Origin of the sequence: Fibrobacter sp. UWB15 (assembly GCF_900177705.1) — a bacterium.
Lineage (GTDB): Bacteria > Fibrobacterota > Fibrobacteria > Fibrobacterales > Fibrobacteraceae > Fibrobacter.
Genome location: NZ_FXBA01000001.1, coordinates 708,847 through 729,562, shown reverse-complemented (window position 1 = coordinate 729,562; position 20,716 = coordinate 708,847). Strand labels below are relative to the sequence as shown.

The window sequence follows — 20,716 nt, the reverse complement described above, 5'->3', positions numbered from 1 at the left end:
GAGCTACCGTTTTATACAACGTATCGAAAGCCCGTAAAATTTGGTTAAGACCTCGGACGTCTGGACATCTGGAAACACAGGATCATAATTCTCCGGGGCAAAATACTCCGCAAAAGCACCATCCGCATTACCATGGTCATTCGATGTCCAAAAATAGGCTGCCTCGCCACCTTCACGCCATTCAACCACATATTCAGGCTCTGCAGAAGGAGTTGCGTAATAAGTACCTTCATAATGGTATCCAGCAGGAAGGATATTCAAACCGAATTCATCGATTCCGTTCCAGTCCGTTGCGGACTTCATCATTTTTACCGCATAATTAACGGGATCACCGCTTTTGGTAAGCATCCTAAACCAATCGAAGTCATTGTAATCGATCAGGCGCCAACCTTCAGGGCACACCCCTCGAACATGTCCCTCTAATTCTATGTACCCTGACAACATGAACTTATGATAACCAAACCCCTTGGCTTCATCACTGAATTCCGCCGCCGAATCCACGGCCGCCGCCCACGTATAGAGTCGTCCGTATTTTTCGCATTCATGGCAGAAGCTTTTCCCGATCTTAGGCTCAAAATTCAGGTTTTCAGCCATCCAAGTGACAGAATCATTATACTTATCGACAATGGTTACTGTTTTATAGACCTGCCCGTCCCGTTCATCAACCAAGGTTCCTTCATAAACGGTATAATCGGGCTTGACTGCCGATGACGAGCTATCATCAAAGCTACATGCAGCATTAAAACAGGATACGCCTAAAGCAGCGATCCCAAAAAGCATTTGATACATTTTCATAAACAACCTATCCATTTTGCATACAAGATAAAAAATATACTCAAGCAAAAAAGCCCCGGAATTTTCCATCCGAGGCAATTTTCTTTTGCTTTGACGCCAGACAGAAAAAACATACTTCCTACTGTCTACCGTCTACTTCCTACTATTACAAGCAGTGTGCGCGGAGGTCTTCGTCGCTGAGCGTGCTGAGGTATGCAGGCGGAACGTCGAGAACAGTCTTGCAACCGGTTTGGCCGTTAGCCTTCATGCGGAGTGCTGCGCGAGCGTAAGCCACGAGAACGCTGGTCGTGAATTCCGGGTTGGAATCGAGCTTCAGGCTGTATTCGATCACGTGAGTGTGTTCCTTGTTCATGCCAGTCTTGCCGGTACGGATCACGAAACCACCGTGAGCGAGCCCGCTGTGGTTCTTGTTGAATTCTTCTTCGCTGATGAAGTTCACCGTGGTGTCGTATTCATCGAAGTAGTTCGGCATCGTCTTGATGGCGTTTTCGATATAGGCCTTGTCGGCACCTTCTTCGGCCACCACGTAAACGAGGCGCGTGTGCTTCTGGCGGGTGGTGAGTTCCGGCATGGAACCGCTACGCACGGCTTCAAGAGCCGCTTCCACCGGGCAGGTGTACTGCTTCGCGTTCTTCACGCCCTTGATGCGGCGGACGGCGTCGCTGTGGCCCTGGCTAACGCCCTTGCCCCAGAACGTGTAGTCCTTGCCTTCCGGGAGAATGGACTGGGCGTACACGCGGTTCAGGCTGAACATGCCCGGGTCCCAACCCACAGAAATCATGGCGATGTTGCCGGCAGACTTGGCGGCAGCGTCGACGGCGGCGAAGTGCTGCGGAATCTTGGCGTGGGTGTCGAAGGAATCGATCACGTTGAACATGGCGGCGTACTTCGGGGTGAGCACCGGCAGGTCCGTAGCGGAACCGCCACAGATGATGAGCAGGTCCACCTTGCCCTTCCAGGCTTCCATTTCAGAAACGTTCAGCACCGGAACGCCCGCCATCTGGATCTTGACCGTAGCGGGGTCGCGACGGGTAAACACGGCGACGAGTTCCATATCCGGAGCCTGCTTCACGGCGCATTCTACACCGCGACCCAGGTTACCGTAACCGAGAATAGCAATCTTTGCCATAACAATATCCTTGTTAAAAATTTTTGCGTAGAAAATATAGGAAAGTCGGAAGTTGGAAGTAGGAAGTAGGAAGTGAATTTCATGTAAATTACAACTCCCAATCTTCTTTTTTTATACAACGAAGAGAATAATAACCTTTGGGCTTGTCTACTAAAAGGCCGTTAACTCTATCCTCAAAATCTGGTGAAAAAATTTTCATCCTTCCATGTTCAGTGTATGTGCTTGTCACCCACATTCGAAAGCCTTCTCCCAAATCCTCATAAAAAAGTGGGTCTGGATCGCCTGTAGATAGGTTGTTGTAAAAAGTTGCATACCCACTATAAAGTGATATGTCCATACATTCATTGTTCTTGAAGTGGCTTATTCCATCCACCCTGTCCACGATTTCATTCCATTCAGCCAAGGTGGGAACGCGCCATCCATTGGGGCAAATGGAATCAATAATATCTGGATTAAACGTCCCATAGTTTTTTTGCTTGGTGTTCATGTATTGTACGGAATACAACCTTCCATAAATATCACAATTGCTTTGCTGTTCATCATAGCAAGTGCTAGTTTCCGCTGGGTAATTCAGGTTTTGATCCATCCACACTCTATCGCCAATGGTGATGTATTTATACACTTGACCATCTCGAACATCTTGGAATGTTCCACGCCCGCTTTCTGGACATACTTCAGATGCATCGAAACTGGAGGATGAGTCTGTGCAAGCGGTCATTAATTCCAAGCCCGCAAGCAACACAAGTAAGAAATTGTTTATTTTCATTTATCAAATTCTCGTTAAGCCGAACCAGCCGAGGTCAGCTCCGCCGCCAGGTCAATCCAGTCGGACTTGCCGCCCACATACGTGAGGCGCGTGATAGAATCGTCGAGGTACTGAATTATAATCGTCTTCATGGTCGTGAAGCAAATTTAAAAAACTTAGTCTTCTACGCAACGGATTGATATCTTATAATATATTAGTACTTCACCTGATCCGGAATGCAAGCCACCAATTTTTCTTTGGGAATTTCCAAGAAATACTTCACTAGTTCCGCGTCAAGTTGCGTACCGGCGACATCCTTGATAATCTGAATAGCATCTTCGTGCGTCTTGGGAGCCTTGTAGGAGCGACGCATGGTGATAGCGGAATAAGTATCCGCAATGGAGATAATCCTTGCTGCAAGCGGAATTTGGTCCCCCGGTTGGCTGTAGTAGCCATGTCCGTCAATTCGTTCGTGGTGGTACAGGATCCAGTCGGTAATATGCTTGAACGTCTGGAGGGGTTCCAAAATTTTCACGCCGACCTTAGGATGTCGTCTCATGACAGCCCATTCATCAGGCTCCAGTTTTGCCGGTTTATTGAGGATTGCCTCGGGAACACCGAGCTTTCCAACATCATGCATCAGGGCTGCATACTCCAAGCTCACCGGATTAAGAGAATGCTTGAGAGATGTCGGAAGATACTCATAAAAAAGCATTGTCAAACGCTGTACATGACGGCTGTGTCCGTTCAGGTTCGGGTCACGCGCATCGATAACGCCAACCAAAACTTCTGCGATATCGATGCTTCTGGACTTGGCCGTTTCAAGCAGATTGAACATCAGAGTAAGAACGATGGCGACAAAAACACTTCCCCCGAAAAGAATCAGCGCCATCACGGTATCGGGCTCCCCTACAAAGGCACAAAAGAGGTAGCCGAACAGGAAAAAGACCAGCAAAACGCCTGCAATCGTTTTCCAGATACGGTCGCGACGACTCCCCGTCGAAAGGACATCGCGCGTGTTCTTGAGAAACAAGAAATACCTGACGATGTTTGCCATCATCAGAATCGCCCCCAAGATAATCAAAGCTGAAACCAGTATATCCATTCGTTTTAAATATATAAAAACAAGTAGACTTTACATGCCCCCCTCTTTATTGATTTAGGCATCTAGATTCCTGTGCTTCCAAATCCGCCGTGGTATTGAATTTTGATGATATGCGAGCCCACTTGTTTCGAAAAATTCACAAAGGGACATTCCAAACGCAGGTTGCAACGCGAAATATAAGAATAAACATATCTCGTTCTTACAATTTTTATATATTAGCAGACGACTTTTAAACCCCAAAAGGAGATTTTAATGAAATCCAGAATGCTCGTTGCGGGAATGGCCATTATAGCCCTTGCTGCACTTTCCGGTTGTGCCGGTGGCGTAAATGCGACCAAGTCGATTGAATTTGCCGACTCCAACAAGATGATTGCACAAGATGCTAAGGTCGATGCAGCCCAGCTCGAATCTGCAAACGCAAAACTTGACTCTGCCAAAGCCCTGCAGGCCGATGGTGACGAAGAAGAAGCCGCTGCACTCGCCGAGCAAAGCACTCTTGAATACAAGCTTGCTATTGCTAACGCTGAACTTGACGCCGCCAAGAAAGAAGATGAAAAAGTTGAAAAGGAACTGAGGGGCGATGTCGAACGTAAGCTCCTTTACCAGAACATTCTTGACCAGGAAACCAAGAACGGAGGTGCCAAGTAATGAAAACGAGAAATCTTTTAGTCATTAGCGCCATGGCAGCCGCATTCTCTTTTGCTGCCGAAGAAGCAGAAGGTCCGAACGCCGTAGAATCTTGCCAGACTGCAATTGATAACGCCGCCAAGGATATCCCGGCCAACGCCACCTCTGCCAAGTACACTCTCGCTGCCGCCAAGGCCAACCTCATTGACCTCGATGCCGCCTACAACGACGACGCCGAATCAGACCAGACCAAGGCTCTTGCCGCCAAGTGCGACACCTACGCAAAGACCATTGCAGCCCAAGCCGAAACCCAGAAAGTTCGCAACAGCACCGCTGAAAAGTGGGAAAAGCGCGCCGCAACGGCCCGTTCTATTGAAGCCATTCAGGAACAGATCAACAAGGCCCGCACCGGTAAGGTGAACGACCTCGAAGCCGAAAAGGCCAAGATGAAGGACCAGGAAGCCCGCTTGCAGGCCGAAATGCAGCAGAACCAGGAAAAGTTCCAGGCCGAAGCCGCCGCCCAGGAAGCCGCCTTGAAGGCCGCCAACCAGCGTGAAGCTGACCTCCAGAAGGAACTTGCCGAAGAGCGCGCCAAGGCCGAAGCCCGCCAGCAGGAAGCCATGAACAAGCTGAACGAACTGCAGTCCCAGATGATTCAGGTGACCAAGTCCGCCCGTGGCATTATCCTTTCCATGTCCGACATCTTGTTCGCCGTGAACAAGGCCGACCTCAAGGCCGACCTCAAGACGAGCCTTGCCAAGGTGGCCGGTATTCTTTCCGTGTACCAGCAGTTCAACGTGTCCATTGAAGGTAATACCGACAACACCGGTTCCGAAGAACACAACATGAAGCTTTCCCAGCAGCGTGCTGACAACGTGAAGGCATTCCTTGTTGAACAGGGCATTGCCGCCGAACGTCTCACGGCCAAGGGTCTCGGTATGACCATGCCGGTCGCCGACAACTCCACTAAGGAAGGGCGTCAGAAGAACCGCCGCGTGGACCTCGTGATCCAGGACAAGGCTCTTCAGCAGCAGGAAGCTAAGTAAGCCTAACGGAATACTTTTCCACTAAAGTCACCCCGCACTTGGTGCGGGGTTTCTTTTTTTGCATTTTGCGTGACAAAGCAGTTTAAATTTGCTATTTTTAGCCCCGTAACTTTTAAACCGGCGATGCAAGTCGCCAATCAAATCAAGAGGTAAAACAATGGCAGTTTCTTACAAGGAACTCGGCCTGGTGAACACCAGGGAAATGTTTGCAAAGGCTGTTAAGGGTGGCTACGCTATCCCGGCTTTCAACTTCAACACCATGGAACAGATGCAGGCCATCGTGCAGGCTGCTGTGAAGCAGAAGTCTCCGGTGATCATGCAGGTCTCTAAGGGTGCTCGTAACTACGCAAACGGCACCATCCTCCGCTACATGGCCCAGGGTGCTGTTGAATACGCCAAGGAACTCGGCTGCGCCAATCCGCAGATCGTGCTCCACCTCGACCACGGTGACTCTTTCGAACTCTGCAAGGACTGCATCGACAACGGTTTCTCTTCCGTGATGATCGACGGTTCCGCTCTTCCGTACGAAGACAACATCGCCCTCACCAAGAAGGTTGTTGAATACGCTCACCAGCACGACGTGACCGTCGAAGCTGAACTCGGCGTGCTCGCCGGTGTGGAAGACGAAGTCCAGGCTGAAGAATCCCACTACACCAAGCCGGAAGAAGTGATCGACTTCGCAACCCGTACGGGCTGCGACTCCCTCGCTATCTCCATCGGTACCAGCCACGGTGCTTACAAGTTCAAGCCGGAACAGTGCACTCGCGACCCGAAGACTGGCAAGCTCGTTCCGCCTCCCCTGGCATTCGACGTGCTCCACGCCATCGAAAAGAAGCTCCCGGGCTTCCCGATCGTTCTCCACGGTTCTTCTTCCGTGCCGCAGGACGAAGTCGATACCATCAACGCCCACGGTGGCAAGCTCCCGGATGCCGTTGGTATTCCGGAAGAACAGCTCCGCGAAGCTGCCAAGTCTGCTGTCTGCAAGATCAACATCGACTCTGACAGCCGTCTCGCTATGACTGCCGCTATCCGTAAGTATTTCGACGAACATCCGGAACACTTCGACCCGCGCCAGTACCTCAAGCCGGCTCGCGAAAACATGCAGAAGATGTACGAACACAAGATCGTCGACGTTCTTGGTTCCAACAACAAGCTCTAATGAGACCGCTCGCGCTTCACTAGGGTATTAAATTACTCCGGTAAGCGCTCGCTCTCGCAAAAGCGTGCAAAACGAGCGTCGCGAAATTATGCTTGCATAATTTCATGACCGAGTGAAGCCGCGGACGCTGAAAGCGTCAACCGCCCTCGGTTAACACCCGAGGGCTTTGTTGCTCACGGAAACAGCAAACAAAGCAAAAAGCTTAAAGACCGTGCGGGTAAAACCGCGCGGTTTTTTGTTGTCTTTCCTGCTGGATTTTCATTTGAAAAAAGATATATTTAAGGCAAATTAAGGAGTTACCATGTTTTCATTCCGTGCCAGCAATTTTTTCTGTTTGATTCCTGCCGCCATTTTTGCCTTGAATGATGCAGCTTCGGCAAACACATGTACAGATGCCATGTATAAGATTTTTGTAGCCCAAAAAACGTACGCCTATCCCGAAAGTAAATTCCAAATTGACTCTGTCTATACATATGAATATTGGTACGAATCTGCAAACAAAGAAGAATACAAGAGCGAGACAATACAGAATCATATAATCAACGATGGAAAACTCGAGCAAATAACAATTGAGGAAAAAGCAAAAACGACGAATCAAAACAATCCAGACTTGTCAGAAGAAAGACTAGATCAAAACACAACGTATTTTTACCACGACACCAATGAAACTGTTTTAAAAAATGTAGAACGTGAACTTATCATTTCTGATTGCAAGACTAACGACAATTTATGCTATATCCAAAATGCTTACCATAAAGGAAAAAAACTCGGCGAAATAAAGACAAAAATAAATGAATCAAACAACTACACAGGCATAGAAATTTGTGCATACTCATCTACAGACAACAACGAGTATCCAAAAGCATTAACAGAATATTTCTTAAAAAAGGACACCGTCATCGAGCAAGAAACAGCCTATTATAATGCAGATTCAGTCCAACCAAACATTCCAAAAAAATATGTTGCAGATCCGACAGATGACTTAAAATGCTATAGAATTGTCGAAGTTTACTCTGTGTCTGGAAAAGATACAATTCATTACGAATATCAAGCAGACGAGACGTATATTTACCGTCCTTACGCAAAAGGATTCTCTATAAAAAAATACTATAAGAACGAATCTTCCGTAGACAAAGAGGAACGCTATACAGAAACATTTGTAATAGATTCCAAGGCAAAAACCTCCATCCGCAAGACTCTCAAGCCCGTCAAAATCGCGCCCAAAGCCCGTTACTTCGATCTCCTCGGCCGTTATAAATTCACGAAATAACTCCACACCTCACATTTCTCACTACACACTTCACATCCCCCCCTACCTCAAAGGGGCGAAGCCCCGACCTCATACCTCACTTCCTACAGCCTACTTCCTACCGTCTACTATGCTCTGTCCTCATTGCCATTCCGAACTCAAAGACAACGCCACGTTCTGCCCGCATTGCGGGAGCGACGCCGACACCGGCTGGAAAGAAGGCTCAGAATTTACCGACCTGGAAACGCCTGATTACGACGAAATTGTGGAAAACGAGTTCGGCACGGACGAATACGGCAACAAGAAGAAAAAGGCGAACCCACTCGCCATCGCGGCTGCGGTAATTGTGGCGCTCGCGTTTATCGCGGCAATGATTTTGCACTAGGCCAGAGTCTTTTCGAGAGTTTCCAGGATTTCAGACGCTTCGCTAAAGTCGTAATCGTCCAACAGTTCCTTCAACTTATGCAGCAAAACTTCCTGGTTCGGCTCGAAGGCAATATTTTCAATGCCATCAAGAATACGCTTGCACTGGGTCGAAGAACAAGTATCCACAGCTTCTTTCAGTTCCTTGACCGCGTCAGCCAATTTCTTTCCGGCTTCAGGATCCTGAGTCTTTTGCACAGGCGCATTCTGCTCCGAGACAATATCTGAAAGCACAATCTGCAAATCTCCAATGAGAGCACGCAGACGTTCTTCAAACTTATTGTAAACTGAGAAATCGCACTGTTTCTGTTCCAGTTCCGCTTCTAGGTCTGCCGCCAATTTCTGCACATTGTTAGAACCTATGGTTCCGCAAAGGCCCTTAATGGTATGCACGATACGGGTCGCCTCTTCGTAATGGAACTGTTCAATAAGAGCACGCAAATTGAAGGAATTTCCGCCATAGTCGCGAACAAAACCCTGCAAAATCTTAAGGAACATATTGCGGTTGTTGTTCACGTGGTAAAGTCCCGATTCCGCATCAAAGTCATTGACCTTCTGGAAATAGGCCAAGAATTCCTTATCGTCTTGCGTGAGATCAGGCGCGTCGGAATTACCCACATTAGGCGTTTCTGCCGCCACCGGCAGGAATTTTGCCATTTCTTCGTACAGTACCGTCGGGTCAATCGGCTTTACAATGTGCGCATTCATGCCCGCTTCAAGACATTCCTCGGTATCTTTCTGGAAGGCGCGGGCACTCATGGCCAGAATAGGAACCTTCTTGAAGTATTCATCTTCGCGGGCACGGATTTCCCTTGTGGCAGTAAGGCCATCCATAATCGGCATCTGGATATCCATGAGCACCAGATCAAAGGCATCTTTCTTGAGCATGTCAAGCGCTTCTTTACCATTATTTGCAATCATCGCGGTAAGGCCAACACTATTCAGGAGCGACACCGCCAATTCCTGGTTCATCTGGTTATCTTCAACTAGCAGGATCTTCGCTTCCTTAAAGTAAATTTTACCCTTTTCCTTCTTCTCGACTTTCTTATAAGTCAAGGGATAGCCAAAAGCCTCCTGTAACGCACTTAAGAGCGAGCTGATTTGAAGCGGTTTAGACACAAAGCTATTGAATCCAAGAGTCTTTGCCGCATTCAGTTCGTTTTCGTCAAAATGAATCGGGTGCATCAACACCTTCGGGATTGACTTCATGTTTTCGGTCAGGCCATGCACAAAGTCAAAGCCATTCAAAATCGGCATGCTGTAATCAACCAGGAACAAATCGTACGGAGCCTCGCCCGCTTCTTCGTGCGCCTGAATCAAATCCAGAGCTTCGTCTACGGAGCTCGCCTCTTCGACGACACAACGCAACTTGTTCAAGTAATGCCTCAAAATTGTACGCAAGTTGGCGCAGTCATCGACCAGAAGCACATTCTTATTGGTAAAGCGATCTTCGTTTTTCCACTTGGGCTCGCCCACCTGGGCCGCCACCGGGAGCGAAATCGTAAAGAAGAATTGCGAGCCCACGCCCGATTCGCTTGTCACCTGGAGCTGACCGCCCATGAGTTCCACCAGCGATTTAGAAATCACAAGGCCAAGGCCCGTACCGCCGTACTTACGCGTAGTAGAGCCATCCGCCTGCGTAAAGGCGTTAAACAAGCGAGAAACCTGTTCTTGAGTCATGCCAATACCCGTATCCTTGACACAGATATACAGCTTGACCATGTTATTTGCCTGCTGCAACAGTTTGACACTCAGGGTAATGTCGCCTTTTTCGGTAAACTTGGTCGCATTGTTAATGAGGTTCGTAAAAATCTGGGAAAGCCTGAGCGGGTCACCCATCAAGATCTCAGGAATATCCGGGTCCACATCCACAATCAATTCTATCGGGCGGCCAGCAATGCGCACCTCGGCAAGAGCCGCCACTTCGCCAATCACATCTTGCAGCACAAGCTGCGTGATTTCCAAATCCTGCTTTTTCGCCTCAATCTTCGAGAAGTCTAGAATATTGTTGATAATTCCGAGCAAAGACTTTGCCGCATGGCTAATTCGGTCTACAAATCCTCGCTGGTGATTATCCAGATTCGTCTCTGAAATCAAGTGCGCCATACCGATAATGGCGTTCATCGGCGTGCGAATTTCATGACTCATGTTGGCAAGGAATTCACTCTTCGCCTGGGTCGCCTGTTCAGCAATTTCGCGGGCTGCCACCACTTCCGAAATATCAATCATCGAAAGCATGTAGCCCACAACAGTCTCTTGCACCTTCAAGGTACAACCTTCGCCACGGAACCAGGTTTCTTCGGTGCCGTTTTCGGGTTTGAGCATCAAGGAATCTTTCCAGACTTCATCTTTCTTGTACGAATCGATTACCGCCTTGATCATGGATTCAGGGAGCCCCATATCCGAAAGTTCGTTAATAGAAAGCCCCACAAAAGCACGCCATTCCTTGCCCAAGAATTCAGCAAGCTGGCGGGACATGTACTTAATATGCAAGTTCTTGTCGAAAATGATCAAAATCGAATGATCGCCCGAAAGCATAATCGTATCCAGAATCGTATCTTTCTGGATTCCGCTGGTTTCGTCATTGATCATGATCAAGAATCGGGTGGCACCGTTATCTTCCACCAACGCCTGGAACGACATGCCCCACCATTCCACTTCCCCATCGGCATTCTGCACACGCACAATGGTTCTGCGTTCACTGGCAAGCAACTGTCCGCCCATGGCCACACGGTGGGCAAATTTATTAAACGCATCCGAAGTAAAGAACTTAAAAAGACTTTCTTCTTTCATGTCTTCGCCGCCGTTCAAGAAATCCATCACATGGGCGCTGGCATGCAAGATATCAAAATTTTCGTTAGTGAGAATGATGGTAAAATTATTGCCTTTCCACAGCAGCGTGTCAAAAAGCGTACTGGAATTCACACTGTCGTTCAAGTCTCTCTGAATATAGCGACGGAAAAGAATATGGGAGAACAAGGCCGCAAGTCCCATCAGCACAAACACAAAGAAAGCGACCACACCAAGCATGGTACTGGAGTGATTATCGATACTGGCTGCAATCTTGTTATGCTGGCTGACATGCACTATGTAGAAAGGCAATTGTTTCAGGGGCGTCACCATGAAAATCAACTGTTGATGATGTTCATTGGTCTTTTCGAAGCGCAAAATGCGCCCGTCCATCAAGGTGTCTGAATTAAACTTGTCCGAAATCAGCAATAGCAAGTTTTCAACGCTATCCTGCAAGACTTTTCCGCGATTGGTTTCGTAAGGGAAATAGGTCAGCAAGTTATCGCTTTCGCTTGCCACCAACATCGTAATACCGCCCTCTTCCTTGGCAAGGGCGCCCATAGAAAGCCTAACCTTGTGCAGATTGATATCTTCGCCCAAGGCTCCCCTGAACTTGTGATTTTTATCCCAAATCGGGTACGAAAGAGAAAGAACCTGGCGATTGACACTTTTACGAATCGTAGGGCCCGTATAGGCAAGTCCCCTTTTGCGAGACGCTTCCAAATACCAGCCTGTAGTACGGAATTCCGTCTTTCCGTTTTCCAGTTTCAAGCCCCTGCCCGAAATATAGTCACCATCGGTAGTCCCAAAATAGACATCCACAATACCTTCGGCAGTCTGTGTCTGCTTGTAAAGCAAAGGCTTGATGGCGTTGTCCTTGGAAACCTGCTGCACACGCTTTGCAACCCCCAGGAAACTTTCTTCGCGGACTTTCAAAAAGGCTTCAATTTCGGTCTGAACCCGTTCACGAAGGGCCGTTTCGGTATTAGCGACAGCGGACTCCACCAACATGGAACGCACTGCCGTAGAAAAAAGAAAGACCAAAGCCACTGCTGCCACAAAAGTCGGCAACATGTACACCATCGAGATGCGGTTTCTTAAGCGACGACGTTGTGCATTCAGTGGGTTATGAGTCAAAACGGCTCCTTACGAGCTTTCTTTATAGTGCTCGTATATTTCGGGCAACTTGGATTCTAAAGACATAAAGGCGTCCACCACATCGGGGTCAAACTGAGTACCTCTACCTTCCAAGATTTCCTTTACTGCGACTTCATGGGGGTACGCTTCTTTGTAAGGGCGCTTCGAAACCAAGGCGTCGTACACGTCGGCCACCGACATCAAGCGTGCTCCAACCGGAATATCATCTCCCTTGAGTTTATTCGGATAGCCAGCACCATCAAAGCGTTCATGGTGGTTCAGAATAATATCGGCACAAATCTTGACCAGCGGATGGTCCTTGAGTTCACGCGTGGCATTCACCAGCACATCGTAACCCTTTTGGGCATGCGTACTCATAACCGCCCATTCTTCTTCGTTCAGGCGGGCCGGCTTGCGCAAGATTTCGTCAGGAATGCCGACTTTGCCAATGTCGTGGAGCGGAGCAGCCGTCGCATAGTAATCAATATATTCATTGTTCGGAATTGCATCCTTAAAACGCGGATGGTCTCGCAAAGCCTCGGCAAGCATTTGCACCAGCACCTGGGTACGTTTAATGTGAGCACCTGTTTCGGGGTCACGGTATTCCGCCAATGCGCCAAGACTCGTCAGCATCACCTTGAGCGTTTTACGCAAATCCAGGGTCTTTTCTTCTACCAGTTCCTGCAAATGATCACGCTGGTGCTTGAATTCCAACTGATTTTTAATGCGCAATTGCACCAAATTCGGGTGGAACGGTTTGGTAATGTAATCGACTGCACCCAAGTCAAGGCCAGTCTGCTCGCTCTTGGAATCGGCTTTCGCTGTCAAAAACAGCACCGGAGTATTTTCGACCAGCTTTTTTTCGTTCATCTGGCGAAGCGTTTCGTAACCATCCATTTCTGGCATCATCACGTCGAGCAAAATCAGGTCCGGTTTGACTTTTTCAGTCAAAAAAAGGCCTTTTTTGCCATCAAGAGCCACAAAGACGTCGTACTCGCTGGACAAAATTCCTTCGAGCACCTCAATATTCGTCTTTGTGTCGTCAATTACCAAAATCTTTGCGCGCTTCCGTTCCATATAACCCTAATATAATGTTTAGAGGCCCAAATAGACCAACTCAACTTATTCCAACTTGGAATATGCTTTTTTTTTGGATAAAAAGCCCTTTTGCAACATATTTATATGTTTTCCCCCTTACAATATGTGATATAATGTACAAAAGGGGTATGGAAAAAAAGTCAATATTCTTATTAAAATTGACAAAACGCCCTCTAAAAGTGGAATTATATTTATGGATGGTCATTAGCCTATACTTTTACAGGTTTGGAGATTTTTTAGAGATGAAGCAGATATTACCTCTCGTAATCGCTTTAGCAGGAGTTTCTTTTGCACAAGTCGATGTCGCCCCCTTCTGGCGCGCAGTCGACAGCGTAAGCCGGAGTTTAGGCAACTCGGCCAACGACCTGTATACCGACCTTACCCTCCTTGACACCATAAAGCTTGGCGGGGAGACCTTCCCCATTACGTGGAAAAGCAGCGACACGCTATTTTTGGGCCACGACGGCCACGTCAACGGCAGATTTGTGGGCGAAAACAAGGAAGTGACCCTCACAGCAACCATTCATGACGGCCTGTCCGCAAAGACGCAGGACGTGTCTTTAAAGGTCTCTATCCACGGGTATGAACCCTACTCCAACTACCTTTTCGCGTATTTCCCGGCCAACGACAACGAGAATATCTACTACGCGCTGAGCAACGACGGCTACAGCTTTACCGCCATGAACAACGGGAAGCGCGTGGTGGCCGCCGACACGGTAAGCATCAAGAAGGGGCTCCGCGACCCGCATGTTCTGCGTGCTCCCGACGGCTGGTTCTACATGGTGAATACCGACATGAAGAGCGCCGAAGGCTGGGCTAGCAACCGCGGCATGGTGCTCATGCGCTCCCGCGACCTCATCAACTGGGAACACAGCACGGTGCACTTCCCCGATAAGTACAAGGGCAAGAACTTCGCAAACGTGACCCGCGTCTGGGCCCCCGAAACCTTCTGGGACGACACCTACGACAACGGCGACGGCACCAAGGGCCGCCCGCTGGTGTACTTTTCGCTGTTGACCAATGACGGGACTATCAGCTACGACAAGGTCTTTTACGCCTACTCGAACAAGGACTTTACCGATTTGGAAGGCGACCCGCAGCATTTCTTTGACCGCGGAAAATCGACAATCGACATGGACATCGTCTACAACCCGGTCGATAAATTCTACCATGCCTTCTACAAGAACGAAGGCGACGGTGGCATCTGCAAGGTGACCGCAAGTTCTCTCATGCCCAAGAGCGGAGCCGCCAGCGGTTCGCAGTGGAGCAAGCCAAGCAAGGCTCTGCAACAGACGACCGAAGCCGTGGAAGGCGCAGGAGTCTTCAAGCTCATCAACCAGAACAGTTGGGTGCTCATGTACGACTGCTACATGAACGGGCATTACCAGTTCACGAGCAGCCCCGACCTCGAAAATTTCAAGTTCGTACAGGATACCAAGACGAGCGGCGCATTCACGCCCCGCCACGGGACCATTCTCCCAGTTACCGCCCAAGAAACGGCAGCCCTCATGAAAGCCTTCCCCACCCCTGATTTTGAACCGCGGGTGATTGAAATTCCGGATTCAATAGGCATGTGCGACGGCAAGAAGGTGGTAGGCCCGTGCAGCGGCACCAAGATTATCCCGTACAGCAAAGTCAATGACGGCGGCTGGAACGAAACGCTTGACCTGAAGGTCGCAAAGGGCGCTACGGTGCAGTTCGGCCCACACCCGTGGGACGGCAAGATTTGGAGCTGGGAAGGCCCGAACGGATTCAAGTCCACCACCCGCGAAAACACGCTCAAGAATGTGGATGGCGACTTTAGCGGTTACTACACCGTCGTTTATACGAACGAGACCGGCTGCAAGAGCCGTGCGAGAATCAAGCTTGTGGTCGATGACCCGGACAAGCCCTACAAGGAACCCGATACCACGACAACCATCGTATATAAAAGGCTTCGTGACCACAGCAAATCCATGCGTTTGAACCGTAACCCGGTTTACTTCGACTTGCTGGGCAATAGACTCAAGGCCAAGCCAAGAAACGCGGTTTATATCCAACGGTAAAAAAGATGTGTAATGTGTGATGTGTAATGTGTGATGTTAATTAGTCATTTCACATTCCACATTTCACATTAGTCACATTGCTCTGCTGAGCTTGATAAAAGCGTTTACCGGGTCGGCGTAGTTCCAGATACCACCCAGCACGGAGATTCCCTGTAAGGGAAGTTTCTTGATATCGTCCAGGTTCTCGTGATCGATGCCGCCGAACGCGATAATCTGGGGAATTTTAGCGGAATCAGACGACGCAATTGTCGTTAATTTATTTGCAAGCGTTTCGACTCCGTGAAATTTTACCGGTTCAAAAACCGATTGCGGCTGGAAAATCGGTCCAATAAGCGCCCCGGCCACCCACTGCGGCAGCTGTTCCAGCTGATCCATGTCGCGGCAAAAGGCAACCGTATTCACGCGTTTCCAGCTTTCAGGCACATCTCCCAACAAAGAGCCCGCCTCGGTCAAACAGCCACGAACATCCAAGCGTTCCGCCAAATCGGGAGTACCGCGGACCCAGATTCGGTCGCGGCATTCCATCGGGAGTGCCATGAGCCAACGTTCGTAATCGTTTTCCGTTGCATATGGAGAACCGCCTCTTCCCCGCTTCGAGAGAATCAACCTCGAAAGCCCGCGGGAAAACATCTGTTCTATGTCATCAAATTCCGAAGCAAAATCGTCAGGAGATGTCGTAAGCCACAATCGCATGGCCGAAATATAACATTTCCCGCCTTTTTTTGGCCAAGAAAAACATTTATCCTCTTTTTTACAGTTTTCGTCGAAAACTCCCTAAATTTTACTTACAAAAACAGCCCAAATTTCTAAATTTGAGCCCACTATGAGCAATTTGAAGAACGATTTATGGGTCGGCGTGGACGTTGGTTCCACCACTGTGAAAATCGCGGTTGTCGATCCAGAGACCAACAAGCTTTTGCACTATACTTACCAGCGCCACAATGCCATGCAGGCACAGAAGGTTTTCGAGGTGCTGCGTGAGGCCCACGGACTTTTCCCCGATAAGAATTTCAGAGTCGCCTTCTGCGGCAGTGGCGGTCAGCCCTTCGCCGAAGCTACCCACGCCTTCTTTGTACAAGAAGTCGTCGCAAACGCACTCGCGGTGCGCGCCACCTACCCAGAATCTAGGGTCGCTATTGAACTCGGTGGTCAAGACGCCAAAGTCGTCTTCTTCGAAAAAGACAAGACCACCGGCAAGCTCATTGCCTCTGACATGCGTATGAACGGCGTGTGCGCCGGCGGTACGGGTGCATTTATCGACCAGGTGGCCGAACTTTTGCGCATCAAGACCGAAGCCTTCGAAGGCTTTGCCAAGCGTGGCCAGAAGGTCTACGAAATTTCAGGCCGTTGCGGCGTGTTCGCGAAAACCGACATCCAGCCGATGCTCAACAACGGTATCGCCAAGGAAGATATCGCCCTTTCCAGCTTCCATGCCATCGCGAAGCAGACCATCGGTGGCCTTGCCCAGGGTATGGAAATCAAGCCGCCCGTGATTTTCGAAGGTGGCCCGCTCACGTTCAACCCGACGCTTGTCCGCGCCTTCAAGGAACGCCTGGGCATTAACGACGAACAGGCCATTGTACCGGAACACTCCGAAGTGCTCGTAGCCATGGGTGCAGCCCTATCCCTCGGCTCCATGTTCGCCGATCAGGAATGCCAGTACCGCCGGGAAGGCTCCCTGGACGCGCTCATCCACTTTAACGAAACGCGCCAGGCCGAAAACAAGGCCAAGGCCGCTGCCGACTTGTTCTTCAAGAACGAAGCCGAATACAAGATGTTCCTCGAAGAACACAAGATGGCCGGCAACCACTACCCGCAGCCCGTATCGGGCTCTACGCTCAACGTTTACCTGGGTATCGACGCAGGTTCTACCACCACGAAGTTCGTGCTCATGGACGAACAAGAAAACATCGTGGATGGTTTCTACGCGAGCAACAACGGCGAACCGCTGCAGGTGCTCAAGAACGCCTTGAACGAACTCAGCGACCGTTACGAAGAATACGGCTGCAAGCTCAACATTCTCGGTGTCGGTACGACCGGTTACGGTGAACAGCTCTTTGCGAAGGCCGTGCATGCCGACTTCCACACAGTGGAAACGGTCGCCCACGCCAACGCCGCCCAGAAGATTTGCCCCGACGTAAGCTTTATCCTCGACATCGGTGGCCAGGACATGAAGGCCATCTCCGTGCAGGACGGCGTGGTCACAGGTATCATTCTGAACGAAGCCTGCTCTTCCGGCTGCGGTTCGTTTATCGAAACGTATGCCCGCAGCCTCGGCATTCCGATGGAAAAGATTGCAGAACTCGCGTTCAACGCCAAGAGCCCCTCTCAGCTGGGTTCCCGCTGCACGGTGTTCATGAACAGTTCCATCATCACGGAACAGCGCGACGGCAAGCAGCCCGAAGACATTATCGCAGGCATCTGCCGCTCCATCATCAACAACGTTTTCACGAAGGTGATTCGTATCCGCAACCTGAACACACTCGGCAAGAAGGTCGTGGTGCAGGGCGGCACATTCAAGAACAACGCCGTTCTCCGCGCCTTCGAACAGTACACAGGCCTTAAGCCTATCCGTCCGGAACGCCCGGGTGAAATGGGCGCTATCGGTATCGCTCTTTTGACCAAGAAGTTCATGGAAGAAAAGCGCAAGACCGAACCGGAACTCAAGAGCCGCTTTATCGGGCTTGACGCCATGAAGACCTTCAGCTGGCACAACCAGCCGGGTCAGCTCTGCCAGTACTGCACCAACCATTGCTCGCGTACCATCGTGACCTTTAGCGATGGCCAAAGCTTTGTGACGGGTAACCGCTGCGAACGCGGCGAAGTCACCGCCGACCCGAACGATCCGAAGACCAAGGCGCTCATCGCCGAAATCAACAAGAAGATGCAGTCCGTGCCCGACATGATCAAGCGCACGAACCAGCTGTTGGTCAAGGACTACGCTCCGGCAAAGCTCGTCGAAAACAACGGCAAGACCATCGGTATTCCGCGAGTGCTCGAATTCTGGGCATCGCTCCCGTTCTGGAAGGCCTTCTTTACGAGCCTCGGCTACACCGTCGTGGTAAGCCGCCAGAGTGACTACAAGATGTTCGAAGCAGGGCTCCACAGCGTGCCCTCTGACACGGTTTGCTTCCCGGCAAAGCTTGTGCACGGCCACGTGCTCAGCCTCATTGAAAAGAAGGTCGACCGCATCTTCTTCCCGATGATGGTTGCAGTCCCGAGTGACCACACCAAGTTCACGGCAACGTCCGTTTGCCCCGTGGTGCAGGCCTACCCGAACGTGTGCAAGAACACCGACGAGCCCGAAAAGAACTACGGCGTTCCCATGGACCAGCCGATTTTCCACTGGTTCAACGCCAAGCTCCGCAGAAGCCAGACCATTGACTGGTTCCACGAAAACTGGAAGCTCGACAAGAAACTTTTGGACAAGGCCGTTACCGAAGGCGAGAAGGCACTCAACAACTACCGCACCACGCTTTTGGAAGAAGGCCAGAAGATCCTCGACGATGTACGCGCAAAGAACTCCTTTGCCGTGGTGATTGCAGGCCGCCCCTACCATGCGGACACGCTCATCAACCACAACATCGCAAGCCACTTTACCGCCATGGGCATTCCGGTGCTCACCACCGAATCGCTCCCCGGCGTTTTCGACCAAGATGTGCCGAGCCACACCCGTATCGAAATCAAGAACACCTTCCACTTGCGCATGATAGGTGCCACCATGATTGCAGCGAAGGACCCGAACATCGAACTTGCCCAGATTGTAAGCTTCGGTTGCGGACACGACTCGATTTTGACCGACGAAATGATGCGCATGCTGCACCTTGATTCCAATAAGGAAATGCTCATGCTCAAGCTCGACGAAGGCGATGCCCGCGGCCCCGTGGGAATCCGCGTCAAGAGCTTTATCGAAACGGTAAAGGCACGCCGTGCAGCGAACCTGCCCGACAAGCCCGAAAGCAACGAACCGCTGTTCCATACGCCGTTCTTGCCCGAAGACAAGAAGCGCCGTCGCATTCTGACACCGAACCTCTCCCCCGCCTTTACCGTGCTCGCCAGCGAGTACATGAAGCGGGAAGGCTACATCGCCGAATACCTGCCGGTGGCCGACCGCAAGGCCATCGAGCTCGGCAAGAAGTTCGTGCACAACGACATCTGCTTCCCCTGCCAGGTGAACATCGGCGAAGCCCTCCGCTGGCTCGTCGACCACCCCGAAGTTCCGCAGAACCAAGTTTCCATGTGCTTGGCGAAGAACTGCGAAAACTGCCGCGCCGTGCAGTACGCTGTACTAGCCCGTAAGGCTTTGGACGAAGCGGGCTTCAAGGATGTGACCATCATTACGACCGGTGTGGACTACAAGGGCATGCACCCGGGCTTCCAGCTGGGTCTGGACTTTAGACTCCACATGCTGTGGGGCCTTGTGACCATGGACGCTATCGAAACCATGTACCGTGCCGTGCGCCCCTACGAAGTGAACGCCGGCGACACCCAGAAGGTCTACGACGAATGGATGCCGAAGGTGATTGGCGTTGCAGGCCACCTCTCCACCATGCAACTCGTGCGCCCCTCCAAGCTCATCGAAGTCTTTGAACAGTGCATCGAAGCATTCAACGGTATCGAAATCACCGAAGAACGCAAGAAGGGCATCCGCAAGCCGCGCGTTGCCGTGCTTGGCGAAATCTTGATGAACTACCACCCGAGTGCAAACGGATTTGTGGAAAACTACCTGATGAACAACGGCATGGAAGTCTACCTGCCGGGCATGACAGACTTCTTCCGCGTCGACGAAGTGGTTCGCGAAGAAAAGATCAAGCGCGGATTCTCTGCAAACCCGATGATGGACCGTCTGGAAGGCGGCGTGACCAGCAAGGTCTATACCCACGCTGTAGAAACCGCTCGCAAGTCCATGCACAAGTTCAAACTCTACGAACATCATGCAGACTGCGTGGAACTCAAGGATTACGTGTCCGACATCATCGACCCCACCTACAACACGGGTGAAGGCTGGATGATTCCGGGCGAAATCCTGTACAACTCGAAGCACGGAATCAACAGCTACATCATTCTGCAGCCGTTTGCATGCCTTGCCAACCACATCTCTGGCCGCGGCCTTACCAAGGCAGTGAAGGAACGTTGCCCGCACATCCAGGTTTTGAGCCTCGACTACGACCCGGATACGAGCTTCGCGAACATCGAAAACCGCCTGCAGATGCTCATCATCAACGCCCGCGAACTAGAAAAAGCGAACGCCGAAGCATAGCTTCGGCGGAGAGTAGACAGTAGGAAGTAGACAGTAGACAGTAACTTCTAACTTCCTACTACCTACTTCCAACAAACCTGTCTACTTCCTACTTCTAACTTCCTACTA

General features: G+C 50.4%; 14 protein-coding genes. 7 read left to right on the top strand and 7 right to left on the bottom strand.

Translation table 11 applies throughout. The annotated features are described in order from the left end of the window. Positions 1 to 3: 3 nt before the first annotated feature. From B9Y58_RS02995 to B9Y58_RS02975, 4 genes are all read right to left on the bottom strand, one after another. A complete protein-coding gene (locus B9Y58_RS02995; protein ID WP_073054081.1) occupies positions 4 to 810 on the bottom strand; it encodes an FISUMP domain-containing protein in 807 nt (268 codons plus the stop codon). 130 nt (positions 811 to 940) lie between these two features. Further along, positions 941 to 1,924 carry a diaminopimelate dehydrogenase gene (locus tag B9Y58_RS02990; RefSeq protein WP_073054079.1) on the bottom strand — a complete coding sequence of 328 codons (984 nt, stop codon included), beginning with the start codon at positions 1,922 to 1,924 and terminating at the stop codon, positions 941 to 943. A gap of 88 nt (positions 1,925 to 2,012) precedes the next feature. Further along, positions 2,013 to 2,690 carry an FISUMP domain-containing protein gene (locus tag B9Y58_RS02985; protein ID WP_073054077.1) on the bottom strand — a complete coding sequence of 226 codons (678 nt, stop codon included), beginning with the start codon at positions 2,688 to 2,690 and terminating at the stop codon, positions 2,013 to 2,015. 193 nt (positions 2,691 to 2,883) lie between these two features. Beyond that, positions 2,884 to 3,774, bottom strand: coding sequence for an HD-GYP domain-containing protein (locus B9Y58_RS02975; protein WP_199220934.1), 891 nt, complete (start codon positions 3,772 to 3,774; stop codon positions 2,884 to 2,886). A gap of 252 nt (positions 3,775 to 4,026) precedes the next feature. On the opposite strand from B9Y58_RS02975, the gene B9Y58_RS02970 reads away from it, so the two are divergent. The 5 genes from B9Y58_RS02970 (at position 4,027) to B9Y58_RS02950 (ending at position 8,240) form a co-directional block, all read left to right on the top strand. Continuing rightward, positions 4,027 to 4,422, top strand: coding sequence for a DUF4398 domain-containing protein (locus tag B9Y58_RS02970; protein ID WP_083532188.1), 396 nt, complete (start codon positions 4,027 to 4,029; stop codon positions 4,420 to 4,422). After that, positions 4,422 to 5,447, top strand: a complete 1,026-nt coding sequence (locus tag B9Y58_RS02965; RefSeq protein ID WP_233247818.1) for an OmpA family protein — start codon at positions 4,422 to 4,424, stop codon at positions 5,445 to 5,447. Before B9Y58_RS02970 ends, B9Y58_RS02965 begins: the two co-directional genes overlap by 1 nt. Before the next feature lie 157 nt (positions 5,448 to 5,604). Continuing rightward, positions 5,605 to 6,606 carry a class II fructose-bisphosphate aldolase gene (locus B9Y58_RS02960; RefSeq protein WP_073054071.1) on the top strand — a complete coding sequence of 334 codons (1,002 nt, stop codon included), beginning with the start codon at positions 5,605 to 5,607 and terminating at the stop codon, positions 6,604 to 6,606. A gap of 301 nt (positions 6,607 to 6,907) precedes the next feature. After that, on the top strand, positions 6,908 to 7,876 hold the full coding sequence (locus B9Y58_RS02955) for a hypothetical protein (protein WP_073054069.1): 969 nt from the start codon (positions 6,908 to 6,910) through the stop codon (positions 7,874 to 7,876). A gap of 109 nt (positions 7,877 to 7,985) precedes the next feature. After that, positions 7,986 to 8,240 carry a zinc ribbon domain-containing protein gene (locus tag B9Y58_RS02950; RefSeq protein WP_073054067.1) on the top strand — a complete coding sequence of 85 codons (255 nt, stop codon included), beginning with the start codon at positions 7,986 to 7,988 and terminating at the stop codon, positions 8,238 to 8,240. Here the strand turns inward: B9Y58_RS02950 and B9Y58_RS02945 are convergent. Continuing rightward, positions 8,237 to 12,205, bottom strand: a complete 3,969-nt coding sequence (locus B9Y58_RS02945; RefSeq protein WP_073054065.1) for a response regulator — start codon at positions 12,203 to 12,205, stop codon at positions 8,237 to 8,239. The two genes, B9Y58_RS02950 and B9Y58_RS02945, sit on opposite strands and share 4 nt — an antisense overlap. Before the next feature lie 9 nt (positions 12,206 to 12,214). Next, positions 12,215 to 13,282, bottom strand: coding sequence for an HD domain-containing phosphohydrolase (locus tag B9Y58_RS02940; protein WP_073054063.1), 1,068 nt, complete (start codon positions 13,280 to 13,282; stop codon positions 12,215 to 12,217). Positions 13,283 to 13,545: 263 nt separating this feature from the next. Between B9Y58_RS02940 and B9Y58_RS02935 the strand changes: the two genes are divergently transcribed. Then, positions 13,546 to 15,348, top strand: a complete 1,803-nt coding sequence (locus tag B9Y58_RS02935) for a glycoside hydrolase family 43 protein (protein WP_073054061.1) — start codon at positions 13,546 to 13,548, stop codon at positions 15,346 to 15,348. A gap of 72 nt (positions 15,349 to 15,420) precedes the next feature. Here B9Y58_RS02935 and B9Y58_RS02930 read toward each other — a convergent pair whose 3' ends face one another. Further along, on the bottom strand, positions 15,421 to 16,041 hold the full coding sequence (locus tag B9Y58_RS02930) for a thiamine phosphate synthase (RefSeq protein WP_073054059.1): 621 nt from the start codon (positions 16,039 to 16,041) through the stop codon (positions 15,421 to 15,423). 130 nt (positions 16,042 to 16,171) lie between these two features. Between B9Y58_RS02930 and B9Y58_RS02925 the strand changes: the two genes are divergently transcribed. Next, positions 16,172 to 20,608, top strand: coding sequence for an acyl-CoA dehydratase activase (locus tag B9Y58_RS02925; RefSeq protein ID WP_073054058.1), 4,437 nt, complete (start codon positions 16,172 to 16,174; stop codon positions 20,606 to 20,608). Positions 20,609 to 20,716: the final 108 nt, after the last annotated feature.